Origin of the sequence: Burkholderia sp. 8Y, assembly GCF_902506145.1 — a bacterium.
Taxonomy (GTDB): domain Bacteria; phylum Pseudomonadota; class Gammaproteobacteria; order Burkholderiales; family Burkholderiaceae; genus Caballeronia.
Genome location: NZ_LR733519.1, coordinates 1,882,947 through 1,907,606, shown reverse-complemented (window position 1 = coordinate 1,907,606; position 24,660 = coordinate 1,882,947). Strand labels below are relative to the sequence as shown.

The 24,660-nt window shown below is 61.7% G+C and carries 38 protein-coding genes; 11 read left to right on the top strand and 27 right to left on the bottom strand.

Going from position 1 to position 24,660, the window contains the following annotated elements; translation table 11 throughout:
- Window position 1: 1 nt before the first annotated feature.
- Genes GV035_RS08455 through GV035_RS08405 form a run of 11 tightly spaced genes read right to left on the bottom strand, consistent with a single transcriptional unit; the run spans window position 2 to window position 8,431 of the window.
- Window positions 2–376, bottom strand: a complete 375-nt coding sequence (locus GV035_RS08455) for a hypothetical protein (protein WP_159834496.1) — start codon at window positions 374–376, stop codon at window positions 2–4.
- A 2-nt stretch (window positions 377–378) separates the two neighbouring features.
- Entirely contained in the window at window positions 379–858 is a 480-nt protein-coding gene (locus tag GV035_RS08450; protein ID WP_159834495.1) for a hypothetical protein, read from the bottom strand.
- Complete coding sequence (locus GV035_RS08445; RefSeq protein ID WP_159834494.1) at window positions 855–1,238, bottom strand: DUF4054 domain-containing protein; 384 nt, start codon at window positions 1,236–1,238, stop codon at window positions 855–857. Before GV035_RS08445 ends, GV035_RS08450 begins: the two co-directional genes overlap by 4 nt.
- Before the next feature lie 4 nt (window positions 1,239–1,242).
- Complete coding sequence (locus GV035_RS08440) at window positions 1,243–1,416, bottom strand: STY1053 family phage-associated protein (RefSeq protein WP_159834493.1); 174 nt, start codon at window positions 1,414–1,416, stop codon at window positions 1,243–1,245.
- Window positions 1,417–1,418: 2 nt separating this feature from the next.
- Window positions 1,419–2,450: a DUF2184 domain-containing protein gene (locus GV035_RS08435; RefSeq protein WP_159834492.1), complete on the bottom strand. Its 1,032-nt coding sequence runs from the start codon at window positions 2,448–2,450 to the stop codon at window positions 1,419–1,421.
- A gap of 14 nt (window positions 2,451–2,464) precedes the next feature.
- Window positions 2,465–2,953 (bottom strand): structural cement protein Gp24, encoded by a 489-nt coding sequence (locus GV035_RS08430; protein WP_159834491.1) that lies wholly within the window; start codon window positions 2,951–2,953, stop codon window positions 2,465–2,467.
- A 12-nt stretch (window positions 2,954–2,965) separates the two neighbouring features.
- Window positions 2,966–4,240 carry a DUF2213 domain-containing protein gene (locus GV035_RS08425; RefSeq protein ID WP_159834490.1) on the bottom strand — a complete coding sequence of 425 codons (1,275 nt, stop codon included), beginning with the start codon at window positions 4,238–4,240 and terminating at the stop codon, window positions 2,966–2,968.
- A gap of 1 nt (window position 4,241) precedes the next feature.
- Entirely contained in the window at window positions 4,242–4,991 is a 750-nt protein-coding gene (locus tag GV035_RS08420; RefSeq protein ID WP_159834489.1) for a phage head morphogenesis protein, read from the bottom strand.
- Window positions 4,930–6,378: a DUF1073 domain-containing protein gene (locus tag GV035_RS08415; RefSeq protein ID WP_159834488.1), complete on the bottom strand. Its 1,449-nt coding sequence runs from the start codon at window positions 6,376–6,378 to the stop codon at window positions 4,930–4,932. Before GV035_RS08415 ends, GV035_RS08420 begins: the two co-directional genes overlap by 62 nt.
- A 42-nt stretch (window positions 6,379–6,420) precedes the next feature.
- On the bottom strand, window positions 6,421–7,830 hold the full coding sequence (locus GV035_RS08410; RefSeq protein ID WP_159834487.1) for a PBSX family phage terminase large subunit: 1,410 nt from the start codon (window positions 7,828–7,830) through the stop codon (window positions 6,421–6,423).
- Window positions 7,799–8,431, bottom strand: a complete 633-nt coding sequence (locus GV035_RS08405) for a hypothetical protein (RefSeq protein ID WP_201303934.1) — start codon at window positions 8,429–8,431, stop codon at window positions 7,799–7,801. Before GV035_RS08405 ends, GV035_RS08410 begins: the two co-directional genes overlap by 32 nt.
- An 81-nt stretch (window positions 8,432–8,512) precedes the next feature.
- Between GV035_RS08405 and GV035_RS29930 the strand changes: the two genes are divergently transcribed.
- Window positions 8,513–8,884, top strand: a complete 372-nt coding sequence (locus tag GV035_RS29930; RefSeq protein WP_442859533.1) for a 4-fold beta flower protein — start codon at window positions 8,513–8,515, stop codon at window positions 8,882–8,884.
- Window positions 8,885–8,958: 74 nt separating this feature from the next.
- Here GV035_RS29930 and GV035_RS08400 read toward each other — a convergent pair whose 3' ends face one another.
- The 14 genes from GV035_RS08400 to GV035_RS08335 all read right to left on the bottom strand — a co-directional run bounded on the left by GV035_RS08400 (window position 8,959) and on the right by GV035_RS08335 (window position 16,249).
- The gene (locus GV035_RS08400; protein WP_159834486.1) at window positions 8,959–9,132 is read right to left on the bottom strand and encodes a hypothetical protein; all 174 of its coding nucleotides are present in this window, start codon (window positions 9,130–9,132) and stop codon (window positions 8,959–8,961) included.
- Between the two features lie 541 nt (window positions 9,133–9,673).
- On the bottom strand, window positions 9,674–10,159 hold the full coding sequence (locus tag GV035_RS08395; RefSeq protein ID WP_159834485.1) for a hypothetical protein: 486 nt from the start codon (window positions 10,157–10,159) through the stop codon (window positions 9,674–9,676).
- Between the two features lie 272 nt (window positions 10,160–10,431).
- Window positions 10,432–10,746 (bottom strand): hypothetical protein, encoded by a 315-nt coding sequence (locus GV035_RS08390; RefSeq protein WP_159834484.1) that lies wholly within the window; start codon window positions 10,744–10,746, stop codon window positions 10,432–10,434.
- Window positions 10,743–11,162, bottom strand: a complete 420-nt coding sequence (locus GV035_RS08385; protein ID WP_159834483.1) for a recombination protein NinB — start codon at window positions 11,160–11,162, stop codon at window positions 10,743–10,745. Before GV035_RS08385 ends, GV035_RS08390 begins: the two co-directional genes overlap by 4 nt.
- A gap of 76 nt (window positions 11,163–11,238) precedes the next feature.
- Window positions 11,239–11,445, bottom strand: a complete 207-nt coding sequence (locus GV035_RS08380) for a hypothetical protein (RefSeq protein WP_159834482.1) — start codon at window positions 11,443–11,445, stop codon at window positions 11,239–11,241.
- Between the two features lie 82 nt (window positions 11,446–11,527).
- Entirely contained in the window at window positions 11,528–12,109 is a 582-nt protein-coding gene (locus GV035_RS08375) for a hypothetical protein (RefSeq protein WP_159834481.1), read from the bottom strand.
- The gene (locus GV035_RS08370; RefSeq protein WP_159834480.1) at window positions 12,106–12,576 is read right to left on the bottom strand and encodes a hypothetical protein; all 471 of its coding nucleotides are present in this window, start codon (window positions 12,574–12,576) and stop codon (window positions 12,106–12,108) included. Before GV035_RS08370 ends, GV035_RS08375 begins: the two co-directional genes overlap by 4 nt.
- A complete protein-coding gene (locus tag GV035_RS08365) occupies window positions 12,563–12,847 on the bottom strand; it encodes a hypothetical protein (RefSeq protein ID WP_201303933.1) in 285 nt (94 codons plus the stop codon). The genes GV035_RS08370 and GV035_RS08365 overlap by 14 nt, the downstream gene beginning before the upstream one ends.
- A 14-nt stretch (window positions 12,848–12,861) precedes the next feature.
- A complete protein-coding gene (dnaB, locus tag GV035_RS08360; RefSeq protein ID WP_159834478.1) occupies window positions 12,862–14,232 on the bottom strand; it encodes a replicative DNA helicase in 1,371 nt (456 codons plus the stop codon).
- Window positions 14,229–15,077 (bottom strand): hypothetical protein, encoded by an 849-nt coding sequence (locus tag GV035_RS29405; RefSeq protein ID WP_236572490.1) that lies wholly within the window; start codon window positions 15,075–15,077, stop codon window positions 14,229–14,231. The genes dnaB and GV035_RS29405 overlap by 4 nt, the downstream gene beginning before the upstream one ends.
- 1 nt (window position 15,078) lies before the next feature.
- Window positions 15,079–15,264, bottom strand: coding sequence for a hypothetical protein (locus GV035_RS08350; protein ID WP_159834477.1), 186 nt, complete (start codon window positions 15,262–15,264; stop codon window positions 15,079–15,081).
- 2 nt (window positions 15,265–15,266) lie between these two features.
- On the bottom strand, window positions 15,267–15,569 hold the full coding sequence (locus tag GV035_RS08345) for a hypothetical protein (RefSeq protein ID WP_159834476.1): 303 nt from the start codon (window positions 15,567–15,569) through the stop codon (window positions 15,267–15,269).
- Window positions 15,570–15,681: 112 nt separating this feature from the next.
- On the bottom strand, window positions 15,682–15,864 hold the full coding sequence (locus GV035_RS08340; protein WP_159834475.1) for a hypothetical protein: 183 nt from the start codon (window positions 15,862–15,864) through the stop codon (window positions 15,682–15,684).
- A 1-nt stretch (window position 15,865) separates the two neighbouring features.
- Window positions 15,866–16,249 (bottom strand): XRE family transcriptional regulator, encoded by a 384-nt coding sequence (locus GV035_RS08335; protein WP_159834474.1) that lies wholly within the window; start codon window positions 16,247–16,249, stop codon window positions 15,866–15,868.
- A 384-nt stretch (window positions 16,250–16,633) separates the two neighbouring features.
- Here GV035_RS08335 and GV035_RS29400 point away from each other — a divergent pair, with 384 nt between their 5' ends.
- Window positions 16,634–17,671 carry a S24 family peptidase gene (locus tag GV035_RS29400; protein WP_236572489.1) on the top strand — a complete coding sequence of 346 codons (1,038 nt, stop codon included), beginning with the start codon at window positions 16,634–16,636 and terminating at the stop codon, window positions 17,669–17,671.
- A gap of 48 nt (window positions 17,672–17,719) precedes the next feature.
- On the opposite strand, the gene GV035_RS08325 is transcribed toward GV035_RS29400, so the two are convergent.
- A complete protein-coding gene (locus GV035_RS08325) occupies window positions 17,720–17,920 on the bottom strand; it encodes a hypothetical protein (RefSeq protein ID WP_159834473.1) in 201 nt (66 codons plus the stop codon).
- A gap of 409 nt (window positions 17,921–18,329) precedes the next feature.
- On the opposite strand from GV035_RS08325, the gene GV035_RS08320 reads away from it, so the two are divergent.
- From GV035_RS08320 to GV035_RS08290, 7 genes are all read left to right on the top strand, one after another.
- Window positions 18,330–18,671, top strand: coding sequence for a hypothetical protein (locus GV035_RS08320; protein ID WP_159834472.1), 342 nt, complete (start codon window positions 18,330–18,332; stop codon window positions 18,669–18,671).
- A 115-nt stretch (window positions 18,672–18,786) separates the two neighbouring features.
- Window positions 18,787–19,887, top strand: coding sequence for a hypothetical protein (locus tag GV035_RS08315; RefSeq protein ID WP_159834471.1), 1,101 nt, complete (start codon window positions 18,787–18,789; stop codon window positions 19,885–19,887).
- Window positions 19,888–19,926: 39 nt separating this feature from the next.
- Entirely contained in the window at window positions 19,927–20,877 is a 951-nt protein-coding gene (locus GV035_RS08310; protein ID WP_201303932.1) for a RecT family recombinase, read from the top strand.
- The gene (locus tag GV035_RS08305; RefSeq protein ID WP_159834470.1) at window positions 20,870–21,499 is read left to right on the top strand and encodes a lambda exonuclease family protein; all 630 of its coding nucleotides are present in this window, start codon (window positions 20,870–20,872) and stop codon (window positions 21,497–21,499) included. Before GV035_RS08310 ends, GV035_RS08305 begins: the two co-directional genes overlap by 8 nt.
- A 7-nt stretch (window positions 21,500–21,506) precedes the next feature.
- Window positions 21,507–21,716 (top strand): hypothetical protein, encoded by a 210-nt coding sequence (locus GV035_RS08300; protein ID WP_159834469.1) that lies wholly within the window; start codon window positions 21,507–21,509, stop codon window positions 21,714–21,716.
- A 109-nt stretch (window positions 21,717–21,825) separates the two neighbouring features.
- On the top strand, window positions 21,826–22,026 hold the full coding sequence (locus GV035_RS08295) for a hypothetical protein (RefSeq protein ID WP_159834468.1): 201 nt from the start codon (window positions 21,826–21,828) through the stop codon (window positions 22,024–22,026).
- Window positions 22,027–22,109: 83 nt separating this feature from the next.
- Window positions 22,110–22,292, top strand: coding sequence for a hypothetical protein (locus GV035_RS08290; RefSeq protein WP_159834467.1), 183 nt, complete (start codon window positions 22,110–22,112; stop codon window positions 22,290–22,292).
- A 46-nt stretch (window positions 22,293–22,338) separates the two neighbouring features.
- On the opposite strand, the gene GV035_RS08285 is transcribed toward GV035_RS08290, so the two are convergent.
- A complete protein-coding gene (locus GV035_RS08285) occupies window positions 22,339–22,629 on the bottom strand; it encodes a hypothetical protein (protein WP_159834466.1) in 291 nt (96 codons plus the stop codon).
- Between the two features lie 775 nt (window positions 22,630–23,404).
- Between GV035_RS08285 and GV035_RS08275 the strand changes: the two genes are divergently transcribed.
- Together GV035_RS08275 and GV035_RS08270 are read left to right on the top strand one after the other, a co-directional pair.
- Window positions 23,405–23,632: a DUF7446 family protein gene (locus GV035_RS08275; RefSeq protein ID WP_159834464.1), complete on the top strand. Its 228-nt coding sequence runs from the start codon at window positions 23,405–23,407 to the stop codon at window positions 23,630–23,632.
- Window positions 23,524–24,657, top strand: a complete 1,134-nt coding sequence (locus tag GV035_RS08270) for a DNA cytosine methyltransferase (RefSeq protein ID WP_442859532.1) — start codon at window positions 23,524–23,526, stop codon at window positions 24,655–24,657. Before GV035_RS08275 ends, GV035_RS08270 begins: the two co-directional genes overlap by 109 nt.
- Window positions 24,658–24,660: the final 3 nt, after the last annotated feature.

Genomic DNA, 24,660 nt, shown 5'->3' with positions numbered 1-24,660 from the left:
ATCAGCCTCCCGAGAACGGCATCAGTTCGCACTGCGCCGCCACAAAGCCGCGACCGTACGTCGACCAGTCTCGCACGTTGACGACCGTGTACTGCCTTCCCTGCCATGTCACGACGTCGGCATCGAAGCCTGTCTTGCCGTCGATCAATTGGAAGCGCGTGTGGATCGTGATCGAGCCTTCGATCATGGTGCCGTCTGGCCGGCGGCGCAGTTGGTCGCCGGAGTCGTTCGTCACGACGCCAGAGAACTGCGTCACCGTGGGCGCATTCACCGCCATGCCGTCATCGCCTACCGTCTGCGCGCTCCGCGTGCAAGTCAGCGATGTGTCGACGAAATCCGGATCGGTCAGGAGGTCGGAGACGTCGAGAAGTGGCATGGTCAGGTCTTGTTGCGGACCACGTACGTGATCGAGTTGCGAAGCTGGCCGGTGTCGACCAGCGTATTGGTCCGAGTCACGCCGCGCGCGAGGCGCGCCGCGATCGTCGAGTCAGCCAGTTTCGGCTGGATGTTGCTGTTGATCTTGGCGCGCGCCGCGTTCTGCCCGATGAGGCCAGCGGCGTTCAGCGTTTGCTCTGCCTGATCTTGGCCGTTCAGCGCCGCCTTCGCGCCCTTGCCCAGACGCTCGCCGATCTTGTCTTGCGCGTCGCGCACGCCGGGCACGAGGAACGGACGCGCGGGAATGTTCGCCGCCGGCGCGCCGTGCTCCTGGATGTACCCAATCTGCGCGTTGCTGATCGGCTCGCCGTCCTTGCGCTCGGGCGCGCTGTCGGGAATGCCGACAAGCACGTCCTTTGTTGCCAGATCGCTGACAGCCTTGATCACCGATGCGACCTTGTCGCGCGTGATCTTGGCCGTCATAGCTGCATTCCGCCTGCGCCCATCAGCCGCGTGAGCCCCATGAACCGGACGCCGTACGACGTCATGTTCCAGAAGCCAGCATCAGCGACGGTGGTCGCGCCAGTGTCGTAACTGACGCTAACCTTGTCGATCGATTTCGACGACTGCGGCCCGGAGGATTGCCCCGGAAGGCCGCCGCCGTCAGCCGCCTGTTGGTCGCGCGCGGCAAGCACGAGATGATGCGCGGTGACGAGCTCAAGCCCGATGTTGGTCAACTCGCCCCAGCGGTCCGCATTCACGAGCGATGCCGCGACCGTCAGCCACAGGGTGACCAGCGAGTCGGGATACCGCGTCGTGTCGGCGAACTCAGGGAAGTCGGATCGGAATTGAGCAGCGTCCACAGCATCAGCCCTTGGTCTTGGCGGTCTTCATCTCGGGCTTCACGACTTGCGCGTGCGCCTGGACGTACCAGTGATTGGCGGTCGCGTCGTCCACTTCATGCTCGCCGGCCGGAAACTCGCGCTTCAGGCCGGCGGCATCGGTGAGAACGAACGGCTTCTCAACGATGAGTTTCGCCATCGTCAGATTCCGTCACGATAGCCGATCGTTTCCGGGTACACCACTTCCACCACGCCCAGACGGCCGAAGTAGGTCGTCAGTTGGCGGATGTCGCGGTATTCCAGCGGCGTGCGCTGCAGCGGCACCATCGGGAAGCGGACCTTGTCCTCTTCCTTCGTGTACGCAGCCATGCGATCTGCGCTCGACGTGCCGCGCTGATACAGCCACTTGAGCGGCTGGATGTTCAGCGGGACGCCGTTGATCGAGTTCGAGATCGAGTTTTGCTTCAGATACTCGAGCACGCTGATATTGCCCGCGCTCGAAACCTTCATGCTCACGAGCAGGCCGAACTTGACCGGCGGGACGCGCAGCTCGCGCGGGCAGATTGCATAGCCCGACGCTGCCCAGACGCTCGTCAGCAGTTCGTTGACGTCAGCGAGGATCTGATCTGCCGTCGCGCTCGCCCAGCCGCCGGTTTGCGCGTTCGTAATGTTCGTCACGGCTGCGTTGTTCACCAGGCCGGTCACGCCCAGCACGGAGTCGCCGATGTAGACCTGCTCATCGATGTCCATGTTGTGCTTGAGCTGCATGCCGGCGAACTTCTGCTGATCCACCGGACGGCCGAGCTTCTGCGCCGATTCCAGTTCGGGGATCGTCCAGCCGATCTGCATGCCCCAGAGGGTCAGCGGATTGGCCGTCTTGCCGATGTCCAGCGAGATGCCGGCGATTGCCGTTGCATCCTTGCCGATCCACGACTTGCCGTTCGGCGATGCGCCGCCGGCCGCCGCGAACGACGAGTTCGTGAACGACGACGTTTCGTCGGCGATCGACACATCCTCGCGGAGATCGATGTCGCGCGTCCAAGTGACCGACGCCAGCGGCATGTGCAGGCGCTGGTCGAGGCGTTCGAGTTCGCCGATCAGGAACGAGCCCGTGCTGTCGATCGTGCGCGAGTCGAACGTCAGCATGCTGTCGCGCGTGCGCGAGCGGGTGATGATCGACGGCGCGCCAGCGATCGCCATTGCCATCGCCAGCGGTTTGATGATTTTGCTCATGTGGTGATGGCCCCTTAGATGTTGAAGGCGATTTCGACGTTGCCGCTTGCGTCGCCCGCGTTCGTGAACGTCGCGCCGGTGATGGCGATCGTGTTGGTGGAGTCGGCAGCGGCTTCGATGCCGCCGATGACCTTCGCGCCCGATGCAGCGGCAACGCGGACGTAGACCTGGCCGCCGAGCGTCGGCGTGCCTGCGTTGTTCTTCACGGTCATGTAACCGCGGCGCAGCACGTTTGCGATGCCAGTCGTGGGCGGCGTCGAGGTGCCGAGCGGGTCTTGCGAGCCGCCGGCCGGGTATGGGCGAACGAGCGCACCGTAGACGGCGGCTGCCGTGTCACCGGCGCCGACCGGCTGAAACGTGCCGCTGACGATCTTGCCGAACAGACCGAAGCCTGCGAACGGCGCGCTCGCGCTCAGCGGGATGGATTCGACCGTCGCGACCGATGCGCGGCTCAGGTCGCCGGGAATGCCCGAAGGCATGCGATATAGAATTGCGTTGCCCATGAGGCATTCTCCTTAGTGTGCGGCCCGATCGGCCCAGAATTCGCGGTTGCGCTTGTTGATGTCGGCGACGGTCGAACGCTTGCCGAAGTCCTTCGTCGGCGCGGCCGATGCGTGCGCACCGCCGTTGTTCTGCGCCTTCATCAGTTCCGAAGCGCCCATGAACGCGGCGTTGACCAGCGCGACGGGCATCTTTTCGAAGTCCGCCGTCTTGCCGCCGACGAACGGCGCGATTGCTGCGCGGCCCGCATCGGTTTGATACGCGAGGTCGAGCGCCTTGCGCTGGCACTTGCACAGCGCGGCAGCGCGGTCGACGGTGCTTGCCTTCGAGTCGAGCGTCGGGAGCTTGATGCCCGGCGACAGGATCTCTGCGCGAGAGAGGATCGTCTTTGCCGAGTCGCCGGTGTACAGATCGACTTCGGCCTGGTTGAGCTTGCCGCCGGTTTCCGCTTCGGTGAGGTCGCCTTCGTCGCCGGTCTTTCCGGACTCGTCGTCCTCTTCATCTTCTTCGTCGTCGCCGTCTGCGTCCTTGGCCTGCGCTTTGACGAGCGTCGCGAGCGATGCGAGCAACGCGTCCTGCGCTTCCATGCGCTTGACGAGCGACTTCAGCAGAGCCGAGTCACCGGTCTTTTCCTTCTTCTCTTCCTGTTCCTCCGACTCTTCGTCGTCGGTCTTCTTCTCTTCTTTCTCTTCCATCTCCGCGTCTTTCATGAGAGCGCGCAGCTTGTCGAGAAAACTGGGCTTCTTCGCCATTTGAGGTTCCTTATCTCCGATCGCGCAGCGCGGACCACAGCGCCCGCGCTCCACGAGAGCTACGTGGTTGACAACGATGTTCCGCTGAACCCCGCGGCCGGGTGATACCTGTTCGTAGTCGGCCTCGTATCCAAGGCTGACTTCTTCTATTCCGTCTTCCTGCACCGCCCTGATCGCCTCGGCTTCCGTCACCAGAAGGTCGGCGATGATCAGGTCGTCTGCGATGCCTGCGCCACGGCGCACGTTGAACATCGTTCCGCGCGAAAGCGCCCCGAAGTTCGATGGGTCGACAAAGTCGGTCGGATGGTCGAGGGTGACCGGCTTGCCGATGCAGCTCGCCAGCGTCTCGTCGCGAAACACTTCTTCCGGCGTGCGGCTGATGCGGATGAGGCCATCGGGACCGGGCTCGACGGGCACCTCGCCGGCGCCGTAGAGCATTTCGCCGGTGCGCGCGACGGGCACTTCCTCGCACAGCAGGAAGCCCTCGGGGGTCAGCGAACGCTTCGGCCCGAGCTTCTGAATGGTGTAAAAGCGCATGTCAGTCAGGGATGACCGGTTCGGGATAGCACCGGCAGTTGTAGATCTGGCCGGCGTGCGTGACCGTGCCATCGGATAGCCGCGGTGGCGCATCCCATCGCACGTACTTGCCGTTCATCTCGCGATGCGAGTGGCGCACGTCCGAGTCGTTGGAGGTGCGCCAGATGTAGCCTTCTGAGCCGATGTGCTCGGCGCGCGCCTGCGTCAGCGTCGACGCGGTTCGCGCTACTTCCGTCCGCGCGATCAGGTTGGCGCGGCTCTTCGCCACTTGGCCCAATCGCTGGATCTCCTTCGAGATCTCCTTCGCGCGCGTGCTGTCTTCGATGCCCTTCAGCGTCAGGTCGTGCACGCGCTTCGCGGCGTCGAGCGGCAGGCTCTTGATGAGCGTCACCTGCTCGGCGAGCAGCGCGCGCATGATCTCGCCAGTCGGAGCATTGCGGAGTTCATCGCGCAGCGCGCGCGACATCTCTTTCGCCTGCTCCTGCCATGCGGCCTCGTCGCGCCGGTTGACGTCGAACAGCATGCGCGCGGCGGTCGCATCGGCCCACGGCGTGAGCGCCTCGGCGTATCGCCGCAGCATGTCGGTCATCGTCGGCACGGTGGACGGATCGCCCGGCGTAAAGCCGTTGATGAGTTCGCCCACCTGTAGCGCGACCTTGCGCAGCTTCAGCGCGTATTGCGTTTCGGCTCTACGCGTTTGCGGCTGGCTTGCCCGGCTCCGGCTGCGTTTCTTGTCCTGCGTTCGGAGCATCGGGTTCGATCTCGGTCAGGTCGGGAAGCTCGTCGTCGGCATCGTTGATGTCTTCGTCGGTGATGTTGCTGAAGACGCCGGTGATGTGACTGGACTGACGCAGCTCACGCAGAGCCGTCTGCTGGCTGATAAGGCCAGCCCCTTCGACTTGCGTTACAGCATCGCTAATCGTCTTGGCGATCGTCGCCTTGTCCATGTCGGACATTTGCCACAGCGGATTGAATCCGAACTGGAATCCTTCGGGCGGCTCGATGCCGAGCTCCGAGCGCACGATGACTTCGAGCAGGCGCGTGAGCGGCAGCCGAAGCTTCCGCTCCTGCTGCTGCTTGATGTTGTCGTAGTAGTTGCGGACGTCCGACTCGCCGGTGCTGTTCAACCCCGCCGGCGACTGGCCGAAGAGCCGCACGAGCGGAATGCCGGTCGCGCCGGAAAGCTGCTGGCCGAACTGGAGGAGCACGTTGTCGAGGCCAGAAAACGAATACTGGTGCGCCTCGAACTTGTCCTTGGCGTCGATGAGCGTGATGCCCTCGTTCGACTGGAAGCGCCGAATCATATCGACGTTCTTCAGCAGCGCCTCGAGCGCCGGGCCGCCCATGCCGATCACTTCGCGCAGACCGTCGACGGCGAGCGTGCGCAGATGCGCCTTGTAGACGAGCTGCGCCGCGCCGGCCGTCGTGCTGTCAAACGCAATCAGCCGGTCGAACAGGCGCTCGATGACCGATTGCCCCCACAGGTTTTCGCTGATCTTCTGCCAGTACGGCAGTTCGACGCCGTCGAGCCGGATCACGCGGCTGTAATGGATGCGCTGACGCGCGAGCGCCATCGAATCCGCGACGATGTCGTAAAACTGGGGCTGGCCGAGATCCGGGCCGAACTCGGTCACCAGGTCATTGAGCGACGGCTGAATCAGCCACCGGTCGAGCACGAGAATGCCCTTGAACTGGCCAGGCGCGATCGAGTCCAGATTGAGCGGCGTGCGCATGTTCTGGCCATCGATCATCATCACACCGATGGCGCCGCCGTACAGGCGCGACCATTTAATGGTGTCGTTGATGCGATCCCACAGTGCCATGCGCTCGAACGCCGCATGGATCGTGTCCATCTGATCCGGCGGCAGATCCGATTCCATCTCGATGCCGGCGCGCGTCATGTCGTCGGCGACGCAGTCGACGACCGCGCCCACGACCCACGACGACCTGTACATGGCCTCGACCTGCACGCGGTTGCGACTGATGAAGTCGAAACCGTACCCGGAACCGGAAGTCTGGTTGTTCGTGCCGTAGCCGACGCGCGCTTCGAAGTTCTGGAAGCTGTCGCCGGCCACCCACCGCTTGGCGCTTTCCACCTTCGCGGTTCGTGCGACTGAGTTGCCTCGTTTGCGTGTCATGTAAGAAAAATCCTTGCTTGCCACGTGGGAGGCGTCAGCATGTTATCCGGCGAGGCGCGACCACACATCCAGCGCGCCAGCGTTGGGCGGGAAGCACATAACGAACGCATCGGCCAAGTTCGGGGATGGCACAGGGCCGCCCTCGCGGTTCGCCTTGGCGAGATCCTTTTTGCTTTCCACCTTCACGCGTCCGTTCTGGTCGTAGTCGCGCTTGGGCGTCGACAGTTCGTCGATCAGACGATCGAGGAACGGCGTCTCACTGGAGATGCTGATCAGTTGATCGTCGGTGAATTTCTCGCCGTTGCGCACGGCGTTGAAGGTGTTGCGGAAGCGGTCAGCCACTAGCCACCATGCCTGAGCCTTGATGTTCGAGAACATGTCGCCGTTCTTGATGCCCGGCTGATAGTTCCGATCCGGCTCCCACACTGCGCCGCCCGCGTTGAACTTGTCATAGCGCACCAGAAAGGTTTCGCCTTCTGCGCGCCGCGCCTCATTGATCTCAGCGAACTTAGAACCTGCCGTCGCGCCGACGCCGATGGAGTCGTACGTGACTGCGGCCTCGCGCTCTTTTGCAGCGTTGTACGTGCGCTTGCACGACTTCATGAGTTCGTCTTCGCCAGCCTTCCACTCGTCGACCCAGTCGACAACGGAGCCGTGCGCATAGACGTTCGCGCATTTGTCCGAGCCGCTGTCCGCGACGTCGAACCCGATGCGCTTGCTGCCGCGCGGCTCGAAGCCCAGCACCTTGTGAGCGTCGATCGCGGCCATGATCCACGAGCGTTTGATGATCGACCCTTCGTCGTCATCGCGCGGCACACCTAGATAGATGTGCTCGAAGTCCTCGTAATCCTCTTGCTTCGCCGCCTCGATTAGCTCGAGCATCGTGCTGGAGAGGAACGGGTTCTCGGTGTAATTGATCTGTCGGACGACCGTCTTCGGCGGCGGATTCGTCACAAACCGCTTATAGACGAAGTCCGTCGCGAGCTTCGGGTTGAAGATGATCCAGAACTGCGAGCCAGACTTCCGGAGCGTCGGATTCAGGATCTCCCACTGCTCGGCCGTGAGGTTGTGCGCCTCTTCGATCCAGCAGACATCGATGCCTTCCAGCGACTTGATTTCGTCGATCGAGCGCCAGAGACCATAGAACAGGAACTCGCTTCCCGTCACGACGTTGATGATCTTGTCGCGCTGGATGTCGAACCGGTGCTGGAGGCCGAAGCGTTCGATCTGCACCTTCAGCAGCGAATAGACCGACTCGGCGATCTTGTTCTGGAACTGCCGCGCGCAGAGGAAGCGGATCTTGTACGTATTCGTCAGGAAGACGGCGAAGCCTGCCGCATCCCATGACTTGGAGCTCGCCCGGCCGCCGTGCAGCACACGGTTACGCGCGGGCGTAGTCCAGAACTTGCGCAGCGCCGGGTTAAGCGTCGCCTTGTTCGTCGGAGCCTGCATAGAAGTGATCCAGCCCTGCGGGCGCCTCGGTTCCGCCGCCGTCGTGCGCGCCGGTTATGCCGTACGCCTCACGCTCCAGCCCGACGAGGGTTTTGAGCGTCTCGGAGAGCTGCTTCATGTTGCTTACGCGCCCGGACATGGAGATGACCTTCTGATACAGGTCGTTCCGCTTGTCGTTGCCGCGCTCGTCTTCGGAGCGAAGCATGATGCCGAGTTCCTCGAAAAGCTCGCGATTCTCGGTGACGCTCTCCAACTCGCCGAGCAGCGCCATCGCCAGGCGGCGGGAGCGCGCGATGTCGGAGCGATGCGCCAGCCGAATGTTGGCGATCACCTCAGCATTGGCTTCGACGATCACCCGGTCGGTTACCGCCTGTTCGCTGGTAACCTCAGTGGTAACCGTGCGCGTGGTAACCAGCGCCTCGGCCTTAGCCTGTATGCGTTTGGCGAGATCGCGGTCCCATCCGTCACGCTTGGCGCGCTTGGCGATGGCGACGTGCGAAATGCCTTGAGAGGCGGCTATCTCTCGCACCGACAGGATGCCGGCCCGGTAGTCAGCTTCGATGCGCTCCCAGTCCGGCGTCGCCTTTTTTTGATGCGCCATGCTTTTTAACCGATACGAGTTGCCATAACATAGCTTTCGTCTGGCGATACACCGGGCGAATCTATATACGAGGACACTACAGTGACACCGGCATTCGATAAAAACTGCAATCTAGCCCTTTGGGTGGATCACAAGTCGGGAAACATATTCGACACAAACATGAGCTGGGTTGGCTTCATGCAGAACGGCTACGCGTTTAGCTCCAAGACGCTCAACTTTCTTGGAAGCGTAGATGGGGGCACTCTCCAGGACAAGAACGGCAAGGCCGCATTCTGGATGCCAGGGCTCGGAAGCCCGTCAAGTGGCTTGCGCCCGCTGGCGCCTTTGCGACCGCTAAGACCGCTCAACCCACTTACACCATTGCGACCGCTCAACCCCTTGAGACCGTTGCAACCGCTGAACCCGCTCGGCGGATGGTCCAATCTCAACCTGCAAGCGTGGCTCGCCGCGTAAAAAAACGCCCACGCCGGAGTTAGCCGGCGCGGGCGCAAACTCTCTTTCGAGAGCGAGGAGACACGAGGACGTGTTCAGTCTTGCGGCAGGTAGCTGCGCAGGTCGTCGAACTGCTGAGCGATGTGCGCGCGGGCTTCTGCCGACAGAAAGCGGAAATTGCCAATGAAGGCTTCGAGCTTGTCGACGATGGCGTTTGCCTCAGCGTGGCGGCTGATCGTCGGCTCGATGCTGCAGGGTGCTGCGGACATGTTTGTTCTCACAGGTTCGCCATTTCGTCCGGGTCGTGGCACTTCCGGCCGTCGTAGATTGGCTGGTCGCACCAAAAGCACCGGTTGCGCGCGAGGCCGGCGAAGTATCGATTCTTCATAGGCTGAGAGTGACCGCGTCTTCCGAGATGGTTCGCTACGCGAGCGGAAGGGGTTGCGCTCTCAGATTGACGTCGCCCGGATGTGATCTCCGGCGCCGACCGCCGGGTGACGGCGTCAATTTGAAAACGCTTAAGGAGACCCGCTCGCAGCACAGAGCCGGCATCCACCGGTTAGCTGCTTTGAGCGGTCCCGCTGTGTACGCGCCGGCTGCGGTGGAATCGAATCCACGCCCAAACAGCTATTGGCGTCGCTGTGGCCCACACAGAGCCGTTGTCTTGAGTCGAGTTTGCGCCGTTGCTCAGTCGAGCGAGTAAGTGGCTGTCGGAAGGACCTGAACGTTATCGCTTCATGGCTCACCCCGCTGTTCTTCGCTTTATCGGTGCGCGTAAACGAACAAAGCCCGCTCAATGGCGGGCTTCTGTCAGTCGACCAACTCAGCTTTCTGTTGAGGCGCGGATGCCTGCCTAGGGGCATCCACAAGCTCACGCCGAAGCGGAATCGGTAGTCTGAGCATCATTTTAGCCAAATCTTCCGGGTTTACAAGCACTTTCTTGAGCGATGCTTCTGCCTCGGCGATTATCAGATTCCACGGGCGGCCACGCAGATTGATGCCGTGCGCCTTGCGCATACGGGTGATGACTTGGACGTCGCTCATGCCCCACACGTGGTGATACTTCAGGATGTGCTTGTGCACCGGGTGCTGCATGCTTGACCACGCGCGCTCGACGAGCCATCCATCAATCTCGTCCTTCGACATAGCCGGAGCGGTGCCCGCGTACTTCGACTCGGAATCCCGGATCGCGACGTACCACCGTGCCCACTGCGCACATACGCCCGCCTGAAACCTGGGAAGGCGCACGACGCGCGCCCAATTGTCCAGCCGCTCACCGAAAGTCTCAAAGTTCATCTAGCCCCCGTATCGTATTGCGCACACTTGCGGCTCTGCCAGTCATCCCGCCAATGCTTCGATGCATCCTTCTTGCATGCCATGTAGCTGACGTCGAATACCCGCTGCTCGACGAAGTGACGGCACCCTCTGCACGTGCGCGCCTCCCGTTCTTCGATGATCACTGCAGGGTCTCGATAGTCACCGCGCCGCATGTGTTGTTCTCATTTAGGACGCCTATATTTTACTTCAATTGTCCGACTTAAACAATTGTTTATTAACGGCTTTGCGGTTCACGTGACCACCTCAAGAGCACCTTTTTCCATTAGCGCAACGTACGTCTTCGCGATGACTTTATTCTCGAATGCGCGCCGTTCCTGCTTCGTCAGCTTGCCGCCCTGGTCGAGCTCTGAGTGACACTTCACGCACAGTGCGGCGATGCGCGCGTCGCTCGCCTTGATTGCCCCGCCCTTGCCATAGTTGCCGTGCGCGGCCTGCGTCGACAGCTCCAGCCCGCAGTTCACGCAGGGAAGCGCGGCGACCGCGCGCCGGAGCTTCTCGCTGCGGAACGTCTTCGGTTTCGGGATTCCGATAAGCCGCGCGGTCATCGATCGAACTCCACGCCGAGCTCGCCCGAACCATAGGCTTGCACCTGCTCGATGAACTCCGAGAACTCGCCGACGCTCATCTGCGTCGTCGACTTGCGACGCGTGACGATCTCGCCATCGGGCAGCACCAGCTCGTCGAGCACGCCGAACTTGCGCGCGAAGAACTCGTGCCACGCGTCCTTGTCGAACTGGCGGCCGTCGACCCATGCCTTTTCGGCGATCTGCTTCAGGATGCCGCCCCAGTAGAAGCGGTTCTGCTGCGCGTTGCGCTGCTTCTCTTCTGCCGTCACGATCACGCGGAGCGGCTCGCCGCGCTCGGCGTACGCACCGCAGTTCGCCTTCAGGAACGCAACGAGGTGATGCCCGACGCCCGGCGTGTGCATCAGGAACTCGCGGTAGAGGATTGGCGTGCTCATGACATGTACATCCCAACGAGACTAATGAACGTGGCAGCAAGCAGCACCACCTCGATGCAGAAAAGCTTCGCTTCGCTCATCCCTTCCTCCTCAGTCGATCCCAGGCGTCAGCGTCCAGCGGCCCCTGCTCGTGCAGATAGCGAATCTCTACGGCCGGTCCGCTCGCCGCGAGCAGCGCCGCCTGCGCGGCCTGCCACGTCTTCCAGTGCGCTTCCTTCACCGTCGCGAGAAGGCAGCCGCCGGCCTCCTCGTAGTGACGATCGAATTGCTCGCGGTCGGTCACTTCTGGCTCCCCGCCGGTTGCGTCCAGTCCCTGCGCTTCACCCCGGTGACGGCAAAATACGGATCGAAGTTATCGGGCAACATTACGCAGCCTCCTGCACGTAGATTCGTTTCTGGTATCGGCCTCGGATGGCCAGCGCCTGCTTTTCTCCGTTGACGACTTGCCTCGCGAGCACGTCGAACGGGTTGTACTGTCCTTCTTTCAGCTTCTTTCGCGTGCGGAAGCGTTTGGAAAGAACCGCGCTGGTTTGCCGCTCAGGCTTCGGCGCGCGCTCGCCTCCTCCCCACACCCAAATCGGACTCCAATCGCAGCCGTTGCTGCGCTTAGCCCAGTCCGAGACGTGATACTTCTTCTCTTCGCCTTCCCGGAGAATCGCGCGGACCCGATTCGGCGATGCCGATGTCACCTCGGCGATCTGATCGGCGGTCCCGGCGAATCCATTGCGGAGCGCGTCGTCGATGACTTCCTCGCACCACGAGTAGGTCGTCGCGCGCAGCGATCCACGGCGCGGCAGAGCCAAGTCGACCGAGCCGCGGAATCTGATCGCATTGATCGTTCGCCCGGGGAATTTGCCGATGCTCGCCTTCAACGTGCCCGGCTGGGCCCACACTTCGCGCAGGAGCGCGTCTTCCTCGGGCGTCCACACCTTCCATTCCTTCGTCATGCCGCCCTCCGCTCTTCGAATTCGATGCGGATCTGCACGGAGCGCACCAGGCTGGATGCGTACGCGGCATTCATCAGCAGCGTTTCGGCCTTCAGCGTCGCCAGTGCCGCGCGCGCCGCGTCCGTGTCCGCCGTGAACAGCGGCATCTGGAGCTCGAGCTTCTTTGCCATCTGGCGAAGCGTGTCGAGCGGCATCGCGCGGCCAGTGCGCGTCTGGTGGATCTCGTAGGCATCGACGACGCCCATCAGCGCCGGTGCCATCGGATACCAGCAGCCGTCGTTCGTGTCTTGGAAGATCGGCGTGCCGTCAGGCATCGTGCTCACGGTGCCCTCGCTTTCCAGCTCGTCGAGAATGTTCTCGAGCGGGCCGAAGACGGCCGCGACCTTCCACGGCTCGGCTTTCAGCTTCACGTTGCCGCCATTCCAGCGCGGCCGGTACTGCTTCCTAGGTTTCTTATTGCCTGCCATTTGCACCACTCCTCGTCAGATACTCGATCGCCTGTTCCGGCGTTTCCACTACGTATGCTTCGCCCTTCCAGTTGCCGAACCACACCGCCTCGTCATCAGTCAGCTTTCGTGCACTCGGCGGTTTGGACCCGTCCTTGACTTCCAGCACCAGCGTCCTGCCTCTGAACCCGACTAGCAGGTCCGGGCATCCTTGTCCTACTGCGTGAATTGGCGTGACGCTCGCCCCCACCTTGCGAAGTGCCGCGACGATCTCGGGCTGGTTCGCGTCCACTCTTGCTGCTCGTCTCAATCAAAGCCCCTCGTGCGTGATCCCTTCGAAACGGTTGCGGTCGGCCACGCGCCGGAGTGGTTTTCGAACCGCATGAACTCGCCGCGATACGTCAGCGGGATGTCTCCAGTCCGGCCGTGGCGGAACTTAGCGACGCGTAGTTGCGCGAATCCATGAAACTGCTCGCCACAGTCCGGATTCGAGATGTCCTCGCGGTGGATGAAAAGCACCGCGTCGGCGTCTTGCTCGATCGAGCCAGAGTCGCGCAGGTCGGAGAGCATCGGCTGGCGATTGCTTCGCTCCTCGACCTTCCGGTTGAGCTGCGCGAGCGCGATGATCGCGACGTTCAGTTCCTTCGCCAGCGCCTTCAGGCCGCGAGAAATGCCTTCGATCTCTGCGTTGCGGTTCGCGCCGTCGCCGGTCATCAGCTGCAGGTAGTCGACGATGATCACGTCGAGCCCGACCTTGCGCTTCACGAGGCGCGCCTTGGAGCGCACATCCAGCATGCGAAGAGCCGCCTGGTCGTCGATGTAGAGATTCAGATCCTTGATCTTCATCGTCGCGGCCGTGACGCGGTTCCAGAACTCGTTGTCGTCTTCCGGCGCCTGCATCACGGTGTCGAGCGGCACGCGGCCGAGCGACGCGATGTTCCGGTCGTGGATCTCCGACTCGGGCATTTCCATCGACAGGAAGAGCGCGCTGTGGTCGATGGCCACGTGCGTCGCGATGTTCAGCGCGAGTGCCGTCTTGCCCATGCCGGGGCGCGCGGCGAGGATGACCAGCCAGCCCGGGCGCAGGCCACCGTTGAGTTGGCGGTCGATGTCGTCAAGGCCCGTCGAAATCACACGGTCGGTGCCCGTCGAACGGCGCTCCAGCGCGCTGATGTGGTCGACGAGACCTTGCGCCGCCAGCTTCGGCTCGCGCTTGATGGTCGCCTCGCCGAGTGCTTCGAGCTTGGCTGCCGCGCGGTCGATCAGTACGCCGGCGCTGTCGGGCGTCGCGCCGACTGAATGCTGAATCTCGGACGCCACGGACAGCAGGCCGCGCTTCTGCGCACGGTCGCGGACGATCTCGGCGTAGCGCGCGATGTTTGCCGAGCTCGGCGTCGATTGAGCCAGGTCGTTCAGGTACTTCAGGCCGCCGACGTCTGCCGCGCGTCCTTCGGCATTCAGCCGCTCAAAAACGGTGATCACGTCAGCGCCGACGCCCGACTCGATCATCTTCACGATCTGCGAAAAGATCGCGCGGTGATCGCCGCGGTAGAAATGCTCGGCACGCAGATCGCCCATGCGATCGATGGCGTCGTTGTCGATCATCAGCGCGCCGATAACGCTTTGCTCGTGCTCGATGCTATGCGGGACGGCCCGCTGAATGTCGTTGGCGCTCATGCGGCCTCCGCGTCGTGGAAACGGCCTTCGCGGATCTTCGCGAAGTTCTCAGCCTTGCAAATCCAGTCCAGTCCCGGCGTGAACGGCTTACGGTCGCCGGACGTTGCGCGGCCAGTCAGGAATTCGGACTTGCCGATGTAGCCGAAGAATCGGCGCCACCACTCGAGGGTCTGGCGCTTCGGGTCTTCGTTCCAGCGGCAGCGAAGGTGTTCAGCGCGCGCAGCGGTCCAATCACGGATCATCGGGCTAGCAGGCAGAAGCTCGTGGTAAAGCGCGATGATTTCCTGATGCGGGCAGACAGCCTTGGGCGACTTCAAGCGCTGCGAGGACAGGTCGTCAGCCGGGCTGGCGACAAGCAACACGTCAGTGTTGCTATGGTTTATCTGTTCTCTAATCTCCTCTTCTCTGTCGTTGCATTGCGTTGCATCGCGTTGCATGTCGTCCCCGATCGTTTCGCCGTGTTTCTTTCGTTCACGATGAAGACGGCTGCGTTCCGTGCTGGAGAGCGCGCCAGTACTAGGGTTGCCGGAATCCTCACGCTTCGGCTGACGGTTCTCCCAGCCAGCAATGCGACCGTCGACAATCAGCTTTTTCTCGACCATCGCGTCCCAAACTTTCTGCACGCAACCGTCATCGAGGCCGAACAGAACGTCGTAGTCGTTGCACTCGAACGATGCAACGTTGCCGCGCGTTGCATCTGCGTTGCATTGCGTTGCATTGCTGCCGCACTCGAGCAGAGCCGCCCAAACAGCGATCACGGTCGGGAGAGGCTGACCACTCCGACGCGAGACCCACTGAAACTTCGGGTCTGTGACCGTGCCGTGCCACCAACGGAACCAATCCATTTCAGGCCTCGGCGGTCAGCAAAGCATCATTCAGACGCGCCAGACGCTCGTCATTGAGCGCCTTCATCTCGCGCTTCAGCTCGGCGCACAGCCAAACGCGGACGTCGCGTGCGTCGCTCATGGTCATGCGGTGGCAGAGCTCATTGATGCGAGCCTCGCGCGCCGCGTCGAGATTGGTCGATGTCATGGTTACGCCTTCGGGAGGCCGAGAAGTTCCTGACGCTTGCCCGTGTGCAGATCACGCACGGAGCCACGGACTTGCAGGCGACCGGCATCGATGAGAGCGCGCACTCGGCCGCACACGCTGGACAGCTTCAGGTTGGTTTGCGCGGAGATCTGCTCGCGCGTGAGAAGGGTCTCGCTGCCATCGAAGCAGTCCATCACCATCTGCTGGGTGTGGCAGAGCTGCTTGACGGTCAGCGAGTGGAATGCTTCGTGCTGCGTGTCGGCAACACGGCGCCCTGAGCGTGCGCTGTAAATCTCTTGGTTCATGTTGGCTCCCCTGAGGAGTACTAAATCGGAACAGAAGGAGGCTTCCCGTGAAACCTGCTTCTGTGTCGATTCATCCAACTTCGCGAGCGCCGGCGGTTGGCCGGCGCGTCGTTTAATGCCCTTGCTGCGTCTGTTGCATCAACTGCCCGATCTGCTTGAATGCTTCAAACAGGCTCGGATCAGTCAACCGTTGCTGCCTCAGATCCTCCCGAATCAACTTCTGGTCGTTACCGACTCGTTTTTGTGCTGCTTTAATGGCCCCGTCTACCTTTGCAACCGCTTCCTCGTCTGTCATGTCACCTCTTGTTGGCGATCATCCTCTCCAAAATGGTCAACTCGGCCCGGTCAGCCAACCACTGGCTGATGGCCCGGTTGCCTACTACACGCTCGAACTCGTCGACCTTTTCGGCCGGCAAATCCGCCCGCTTCTTGCCCTTCGAGTCGAACCCCTGCGCGTTCACGAAGTTCGTGACGTGCGGGGCGTAGAGCCCACACACTTCCGCGAGCGTCCTTTTCGTCATGCCGCGGATCGACCGGTTTTCCCAGGCGAGCCACACCGCATCACGGAAAGATCCGCACTGGGCGATCAGGTCATCAGGCAGAAAGCGCGGCGCATCCGAAACGACGTCGCGCTGAAGTGCTTGAGCAGCGGCCTTGTGCGGCGTTTGTTGTGTCTGCATCAGTTCCTTCCACTTAGAAAAATACAATCGGGTTACTGCTTGGATTACTGGTTGCCCGTGTTGCCAAATTTAGGGGTCTCGAAGACCCCTAAAACGATGAAACTTACCCAGAAGCGGGTGCGCTCAATGATGAGAGCCGGAAGGAAACCCCTAAGGACCAGCGCGGCGTCTCAAGAAGATATGCGGCCAGTCCAGCTTGACTGCTGCGGGAATCCCCCTGCGCTTCCAGTTATCGACGCGCTGAACCCCTCCGGGGCCGAAGTTGAGAGTCTTCGCAACCTGGGCAGACCCACCGAGGGATTCGATGAGCTTTCGGTCGGCAGTGATGTTGGGTTTCGTGTCCATGCCGTATTAAACACTATGTTTAGAAAAAAAGCAAACACTATGTTGAACAACAAAGTGTTTAATTCGGCGAACATTCGGGCTATGCACGAAACCATGACTCGACTATATGAAGCGGCCCGCCTGTTGCACGGCGTGACGACGCCAACTGAGCTCGCGCGCCTCCTCAACGTCTCTCCACAGGCAGTTAACAATTGGGAGCGGCGCGGCATCTCCGCGGCAGGGCTCCTGGACGCCCAGGACAAGATCGGATGCAGTGCGACGTGGGTCATGACAGGCCAGCCCCCCATGCTGCTGGAGAGCAACCCACCAGCGGTCGAAGTCAATTCGCCGAATAGCGAACAAAAACTTGGCGAAATCGCAGATTCGGCGTCTGCTGACACGCGTACGATGGCCTCTGGTAACGACGCGAGCACGATGACATCGTCGCAGCGCCTGCGGGCTGCGCTACACGACAAAGGGCTGACCAGCTCGGAGATTGCATCTGTCGCTGGCGTCGGAATTGATGCCGCTTCCAAGTGGATGGAAGGCGAAGGGCCAGAAATCACTCTTGCCCAAGCGGTATCCATCCAGAACACCTACGGCGTTAATGCGGTGTGGCTGACCAAGGGCAAGGGCGACCCTGGAATTACGGTCAGGTTCACCGACGAGTTTCGCCCTATTCCAATAACGAAGTGGAGAGCAATTCCCGTGGTGGGTAGGGCGCAGCTAGGTGATAACGGGCATTGGGCAGACCTTGAGTTTCCGGTCGGCCATGGCGACGGTTACATCGACTTTCCGACACAAGATCCGAACGCGTACGCGCTGAAGTGCGAGGGCGACTCGATGCGCCCCAGAATCAAGGCCGGTGAGTTTGTAGTGATCGAGCCGAACCAGCCAATAGAGCCGGGCGATGAAGTGCTCGTGAAGTCCAAGGACGGACGAGTGATGGTGAAGGAGTTCCTGTACAAGCGTGCCGGCCGGACCCACCTGATCTCCGCGAACGACGCGCACAAGCCGATTGCCTTGGCGGACGATGAGATTGAGAAGATCCATTTCGTCCGCGCGATCTGCCGCCCGTCGAGCTGGCGGCCTGAGTGAGTTAGTACCGCAACAAAAGGACTGAGGCCCCGCCCGCGCGGGGCTTTTTCATTTCTGCCACCCGGCGAGCCCTTCCCTCCACAGCGTGGCGCCGACCGACGTCAGCAGCGCGATGTCGTCGTCGGGGAGATAGTCCCACGCGCCGGCTAGCCAAGCCGCGAATCCAGCCACCGTTTCATCCAGCGGCACGTCCGCCCTTCCCTCGACGTTCAGCCGCTCAAAGATCGTGATGACGTCGCCCGGTGTCATAAACCCTCCGATTGTCCCTACGAAGTTTAGGCCGATTCCGAAGGCTCCTCGCGACGATCCGCAATTTAAACATCCTACGAAGCGCCCTTAAACAAAATGTTTGACAGTTGTTTAAACATAGTGTTTAATGCCTCCATGCGCTGACCGAACCGCGCACCGCCTACAAGGGCGACGCTCCTTAACAACCTGTCAAGCGATAGAACCGGCCGAAAGGCCGTACATGCCGATGACTTCCTAACGGGAGTGGCTAGGCACCGGGCGCAACGCGTTACCCCGGACACAACAAGATCGACGCCTATCCGCGCGGTGCCTGGCTGCCAGATGCAGCTATAGAACGCCGCGCGGATTGAACTGTTTTACCAGTGCGCCGTTAGAAGACGACGCACCGCTAAGACAAAGGAGCAAAGACATGAGAGCAGTGACGCCTTTCCTTGCAACAAGAATGGCTGACTTTGCGATTGACCGCGATCTAGCGATGTTCGACCGCGACGAGGCGGAGCAAGAGCGCCGCCAAGAGTACGTCAACAAGCGGGCCGACGAGATTTACCAGAAACGGATCGCAAGCATGAGCACGAGCGACTTCATCCTCGCGCTGGAGCGGATCTCGACGCTGCCGCGCGAGATCGGGCGGCTGCACTACCTGACGATGTCGGACGAATTGCCGTTCGCCACCGAATTGAAGGCCATGGTGCAAGCGGCCCTGCTGTGCGACAGCATCGAGATCGCGACGACGGAGTCGCGAGTGATCTGAAGCGCAGCGACAGAGCACTGACTGATGGACGTTTTCGAAGCGTCTATTTTTCAGTCCTTTGTGCGTAGGAGTACTTAACCCTAACGCCCTGCCGAGTCTGGGGCTGGAGATAACGATGGAAGCAACGCAACTGACGGTGGTTGAGCGCGCAGCAGTCGCGCTTAGCGCGCCGGAGCATGAGAAGAAGCTGCGCGAGCTGGTCACGCAGTCCGCATCGATCGTCGAGATCAAGAACGCAGACGCCAGAACTCAGTGCCATTTCGCCTACATGGTGCTGAAGACCGCGCGCGTCGAGATCGAGAAGGCGGGCAAGGCAGCGCGCGAGGATGCGACGGCGTTCTCAAAGGCGGTCATCGAAGAGCAGAAGCGGCTGGTGACCATCACCGAGGCCGAGGAAGCACGGTTGCAGTCGCTGCGTGACGCGTGGGATGCGGAGCGCGAAGCCGAGAAGCGCGCAGCCAGAGAGGCGGAGGAGCGGCGGATCGCGTCGATCAAGGCGCGCATCGAGGCCTTCATGCTCGATGCGATGGCGGCGGCGAACAAGTCATCGGCGGAAATCGCCGAACATGTCGAGCGCGTCGACCAGATGGTCATCTCCATCGACGAATTCGGTGAGTTCACCGGCGAGGCACAGGCCAAGCAGTACCAGACTATCAAGTGGCTGCGCGAGCGGCACGCCGACGCGCTCGCCAAGGAAGCCGAGCAGGCGAGCATCGAAGCGGAGCGCGCAGAACTCGCCCGCCTCCGTGCCGAGCAGGAAGAGCGCGAGCGCCAAGCGGCGGCTGAGCGTGCAGAGGCCGAGCGCAAAGCGCGCGCCGAACGCGAGGCAGAGGAAGCCAGGTTGCGCGCCGAACGCGCCGCGGCAGAAGCAAAGCTGCGTGCCGAGCGCGAGGCGCACGAAGCCGAGATGCAGGCGCAGCGCGACGAGATCGCGCGGCAGCAGGCAGAACTGGCGGCCGAGCGTCGCCGGCAGGAAGAGGAAGCGTCTGCGAAGCGCCGGGCTGAAGAGGAAGCGGCGCGCAAGGAAGCCGATCGCATCCGCGCCGAGAAGGACGCGAAGATAGCCGAGCAGAAGCGCCGGGAGCACGAGCAGTTCGTCGAGAACGGTCCAAGCGCGGACGACATCGTCGACGTGCTTGCCGCGCACTACGACGTGGAGCGCAAGCATGTCTTCCGCTGGCTCCTGAACCTCACCACCGAAACGTCCCCCGCCTAAATCCATCAAGCCCCGCAGAGTCTGGGGGAAGGAGAAATCATGTCTGACCAGAATGAAACCGCCCTCGCCGAGTACTCCGGATCCAACGTTCCGATGAGCACGACCGCGCTGATGCTCGACACCGCAGTCATGGACTCGGTGATGAAGTTCGCCGAAATGATGTCGAGCGGCAAGTCGACAATCCCGCAGCACCTGCGCGGCAACACCGCCGACTGTGCCGCAGTCGTGCTGCAAGCCATGCAGTGGAAGATGAACCCGTACGCGGTGGCACAGAAGACCCACTTCGTGAACAACCAGATCGGCTATGAGGCGCAGCTGGTGAACGCGGTTATCACCTCACTGGCGCCGACGCGTGATCGCATCCACTACGGCTGGTACGGAGACTGGACGAAGGTCATCGGCAAATTCAACATCCGGACCAGCGACAAGGACGGAAAGAAGTCGGAATACCGCGTGCCTGGTTGGTCGATGGCAGACGAAGACGGCCTCGGTGTGCGTGTGTGGGCGACGCTTAAGGGTGAAGAGGAACCGCGCGTTCTCGACCTTCTCCTCGCGCAAGCCCGCGTGCGGAACTCGCCTCTCTGGGCCGACGATCCGCGCCAGCAGCTCGCGTATCTCGCGATCAAACGCTGGGCCCGCCTCTACACGCCGGACGTGATTCTCGGTGTCTACACGCCTGATGAGTTCGAAGGCCAGCCGTCTATGAAGGACATCACGCCGAAGGCCACGCCGAGCGAAGTCGCCGCAGCCGCGCGTCCAACCGGGCAACGCACCGAGCGGCACGACGTGCTCATCAGCGAACTGGAATTCGTCGCGAAGGAAGGCGGTCAGGAAGCTCTCGCGAAAGCATGGGCCGGCGGAAAGCTGGCGAACGGCGACTCGCTGAGCGCAGCAGACCGTAAAGCGATCGGAGCGGCAGAACTCAACCGCCTGAAGGCAATGGCCGGCGCCGAAGACGTTACCCCGAACGAAGGAGGCAGCCATGAGTGAAGTCGTCGAACAACGATCCGACGAGTGGCGCGCGCAGCGCGCGGGCCGCCTGACCGCCTCGCGCTTCGTCGACGTCATCAGCCTGACGAAGGCCGGCAAGCCGACCGCCGCGCGCGACAAGTACATGCGCGAGATCGTCTTCGAGCGGCTCGCCGAGACGCCGAAGCACTCCATCGATGGCCACGCGCTGCGCTGGGGGACGGAAGTCGAGGCGTTCGCGAAAGAGGCGTTCGAGCTGGAGACAGGACACATCGTGATGCCCGCCGAGTTCACGCTGCATCCGGACTATCCGTTCATCGGCGCGAGCCCCGACGGTCTGATCGGCACCGACGGCGGGTACGAATCGAAGTGCCCGATGGACGAGGCGGTCCACATCAACACCCTGCTCCACGGCATGCCTGAAGAGCACAAGCCGCAGGTGCAGGGCTGCATGATGGTCACCGGCCGCAAGTACTGGATGTTCATCAGCTACGACCCCCGCGTCTCCGAACGCTTCCGCCTCTACCACCAGCGCATTGAGCGCGACGACGCTTACATCGAACAGATCCTCCTGCCCGGTCTCCTCCAATTCAATGCGGAGGCCGAGCAGATGATCGCCGAATTGAACCGCCGGGCCGCGTGAGGACGACATGAGCGAGATCGCAAACAAGCGCGCGCTGCTTGAGAAGGCGCACGCACTGGTCCAGACCAACCAGCCGACTCTGGAGCACTTGAGCGCAGTCGCTGATGCGCTCGCTCAAGTCGCCAGTGACCTTATCGGCGACCAGTGCACGGTTCACCTGCGCGTGCGCCGCGGTGCTGTCGAGGCGGCAATCGAACGAGAAAGAGCCACAGCATGAACACAGCAGACATCAGCGACGCAGCGGCGCTTCACAGCGCCGTTCTCGTCCTTTCCATCGTAGGCATCGCGACGACGCTGCTCGTCGCTCTCTCACAGAACATCCTGCTATGAAAACGCCCGCACGAAACACGGACCTCCGACACATTGACACCAACGGCGCGCTGACGATCGAAGAGCGCCGCGCGATTCTCCGGCAGCGCCAGCGTCAGGTGCTCGGCTTGACGGTTCCGAAGGTCGAAATCGGCAAGTACTGGGTGCCCGGCAGCGTCGCCCGCCAGTTCGCCTATATGAACGTCGGCAGCAAGTAGCTCCCGAAGAGTCTCACCGACGCCGGGCCAACCGGCGCGCACAAATCACGCATCAGGCCACCGCATCCCCGAGGGAACTCCACATGTCCTACTACCTCCCGATCATCCTCATCTGGGTCTTCTTCGCAACGCTCGTGTGCGTCTTCATCCATGGCGCGAAGAAGGCGAAGCGGTCGATGGACGCAATTCATGAGGCTAAGCGCGGCATTCAGTGGCCGGTGCCGGTACGTGACGATGAACCCGCGCAATCCCCGACTGCCCAGTGATGAAAGCGGCTGATGCTGCTCGCCCATTCGCGATTCGCACCCTATCTCAGACGAAGGACGAATCGCCCCCGACCGCAGAATACGTCCTGAAGTCGGCACGAAGAACCTTGACGGGCGAATTCATGCCCGTCATTACTTTCCGGGTTGCCATTGAGACTATCCGCTGGAGATTGACGAGAAGCGCTCGGTTGTCACCTGCGAGAGAGCCATCCGAACCAAAAATGTCGGCCAAGCATTCGTGTGTAACTTGAATTCGAAAGGTCTTTCTGGCGATTCGCTGATTGAAGAAGAGATCCCCTTCCAAGCGCAGCACAGGTAGTAGAGGTGGTGCATTCATGAAGGAACGTCCTAGCTTAGTGATGGGAACTGCTACGACACTTGGACGGGAGGTTCCATCGGTTGGGCCGCACCGCTGCAGCGAGAAGTCAACGTCTATACAGCCTGGCGCGCCGACGTGCGTAGGCTGAGCCGCGGCTGTACGCGTCTTCTTCGGTAGGGAACATGACTGCGCTGTCGTGACGGGCCTCGGTGATTTTGGGCCCTGTCAGATCTATGTCGACAACAGTGAAGGCGAAGCCGCCAGCAACAAGCGGATGTACCACGACGTGGTACTCATGATTTCCAACCTTAATCAAGCGCGACATGGCGAATTCCATCGGTAGCCGAACGAAACGAGACATTTATTGTGCGCGGTTCACGCTGGCGCTGCATCAGCACTTTCAATCGTTGGCGCACCCATCGATAAACCTCTTCGCTTGCCGTTCCGCATATCTGAATCCGTCGTCGGGCGTCAGGAAGTTGAGTTGCTCGGGAAGGCTAACAACTGGCGCAGCGCCAGAGTCGAAGGAAAGAATTGTCCAAGAGACAGCGTATCCGACCTGCTGGCCGTGAAGCGAAGGTGACTTGCTAGAAACGACGCGCACGTCGATCGTGTACCCGCGATAGGGCACACAAGACTGGCTTTCCATGCTCACTCCCTTTGCACACCTTGAGTGGCATGTGAGCCCACTATACGCGCTATATCGGTTGCACGTACGGAAAACCGGTCGGCTGCCCGAATGAACCAAACCGCGGCGCTCATACCAGCGCCGCAATGAATAACGAGGGATGAAATGAGCACATCGAAGCTCGGAATGTGGATGTCGCCGCTGACGAACCGCATCTTCATCGGCAAGTCGCGCGCCGACGCCCATGGCCGCGTCGCGACGCAGAAGCAAGACGTGACTGCTCAGTGCATCAACGGTGCCGTCGCTCACCTAGTCGCTCAGAACGACCTGGAAATCATCGTGACGCTCGACGAAGGGCGCTACCGCGTGCGCATCACGCCGGAGGCAGAGTGAATGAGCTTCATCTATTCGCGGGCGCTGGTGGAGGCATTCTTGCCGGCCAGCTTCGAGGGAATCGATGCGTCTGCGCCGTCGAATGGGAGCACTACGCCCAAGCCGTGCTTGTGGCACGACAGAACGACGGAACGTTTCCCGCTTTCCCGATTTGGGATGACGTGCGCACCTTTGACGGAAGACCTTGGTGCGGCATTGTTGACGTCGTTGCGGGCGGATTTCCGTGCCAAGACATCAGCGCGGCCGGCGCGGGCGAAGGAATCGACGGCGAGCGAAGCGGCCTATGGACCCAAATGGCTCGGATCATTCGCGAGATACAGCCCATCCGAGTTGAAGTGGAAAACAGCCCAATGCTCACTTCTCGGGGACTCGGACGAGTTCTCGGAGACTTGGCCGCGATGGGGTTCGATGCGGAATGGGGAGTCGTTTCTGCGGCCGATACCGGCGCTCCCCATCTCCGAGAGCGGATCTGGATTCTGGCAAACGCCCGTAGCGGACGATGCAATCGAGCGGACGGCCGGCAAGTCGAACAGCCGCGGCGAGCCGAAGCTGAGCGCGGAAGTAAAGCTCTGGCCTACGCCGACAGCGAGCCTTGCGGACAAGGGAGGTCGTATCACGCCTCGCAAGGGCCGGGAGGGTGGAACACTGATCGAGGCGGTCTCGTCACGGATGTATCCGACGCCCTGCGCGATCGACGCGGGCAGCGGCCGGATCAACAAGAGTCCGAGCGCCGGAGCTGCGGAGCGCCCGACCTTGGCGATGATGGCCCGCAAGAACATGTGGCCGACGCCGTGCGCGAGCGCGAGCAAAGGATCGTCGCCGGCGGCGCTCATGCGCAAGTCAGGCAAGAGCCGAGCAAACGACCGAATCGATCACGCGGTTATGGCTTCGGACGGTGGCCAGTTGAACCCGGAATGGGTCGAGTGGTTGATGGGATGGCCAATCGGGCACACCGCATTAGAGCCCTTGGAAACGGCCAAGTACCGCGAGTGGCTGCGGCAGCATTCACCCTGCTATCTCGGTGACTC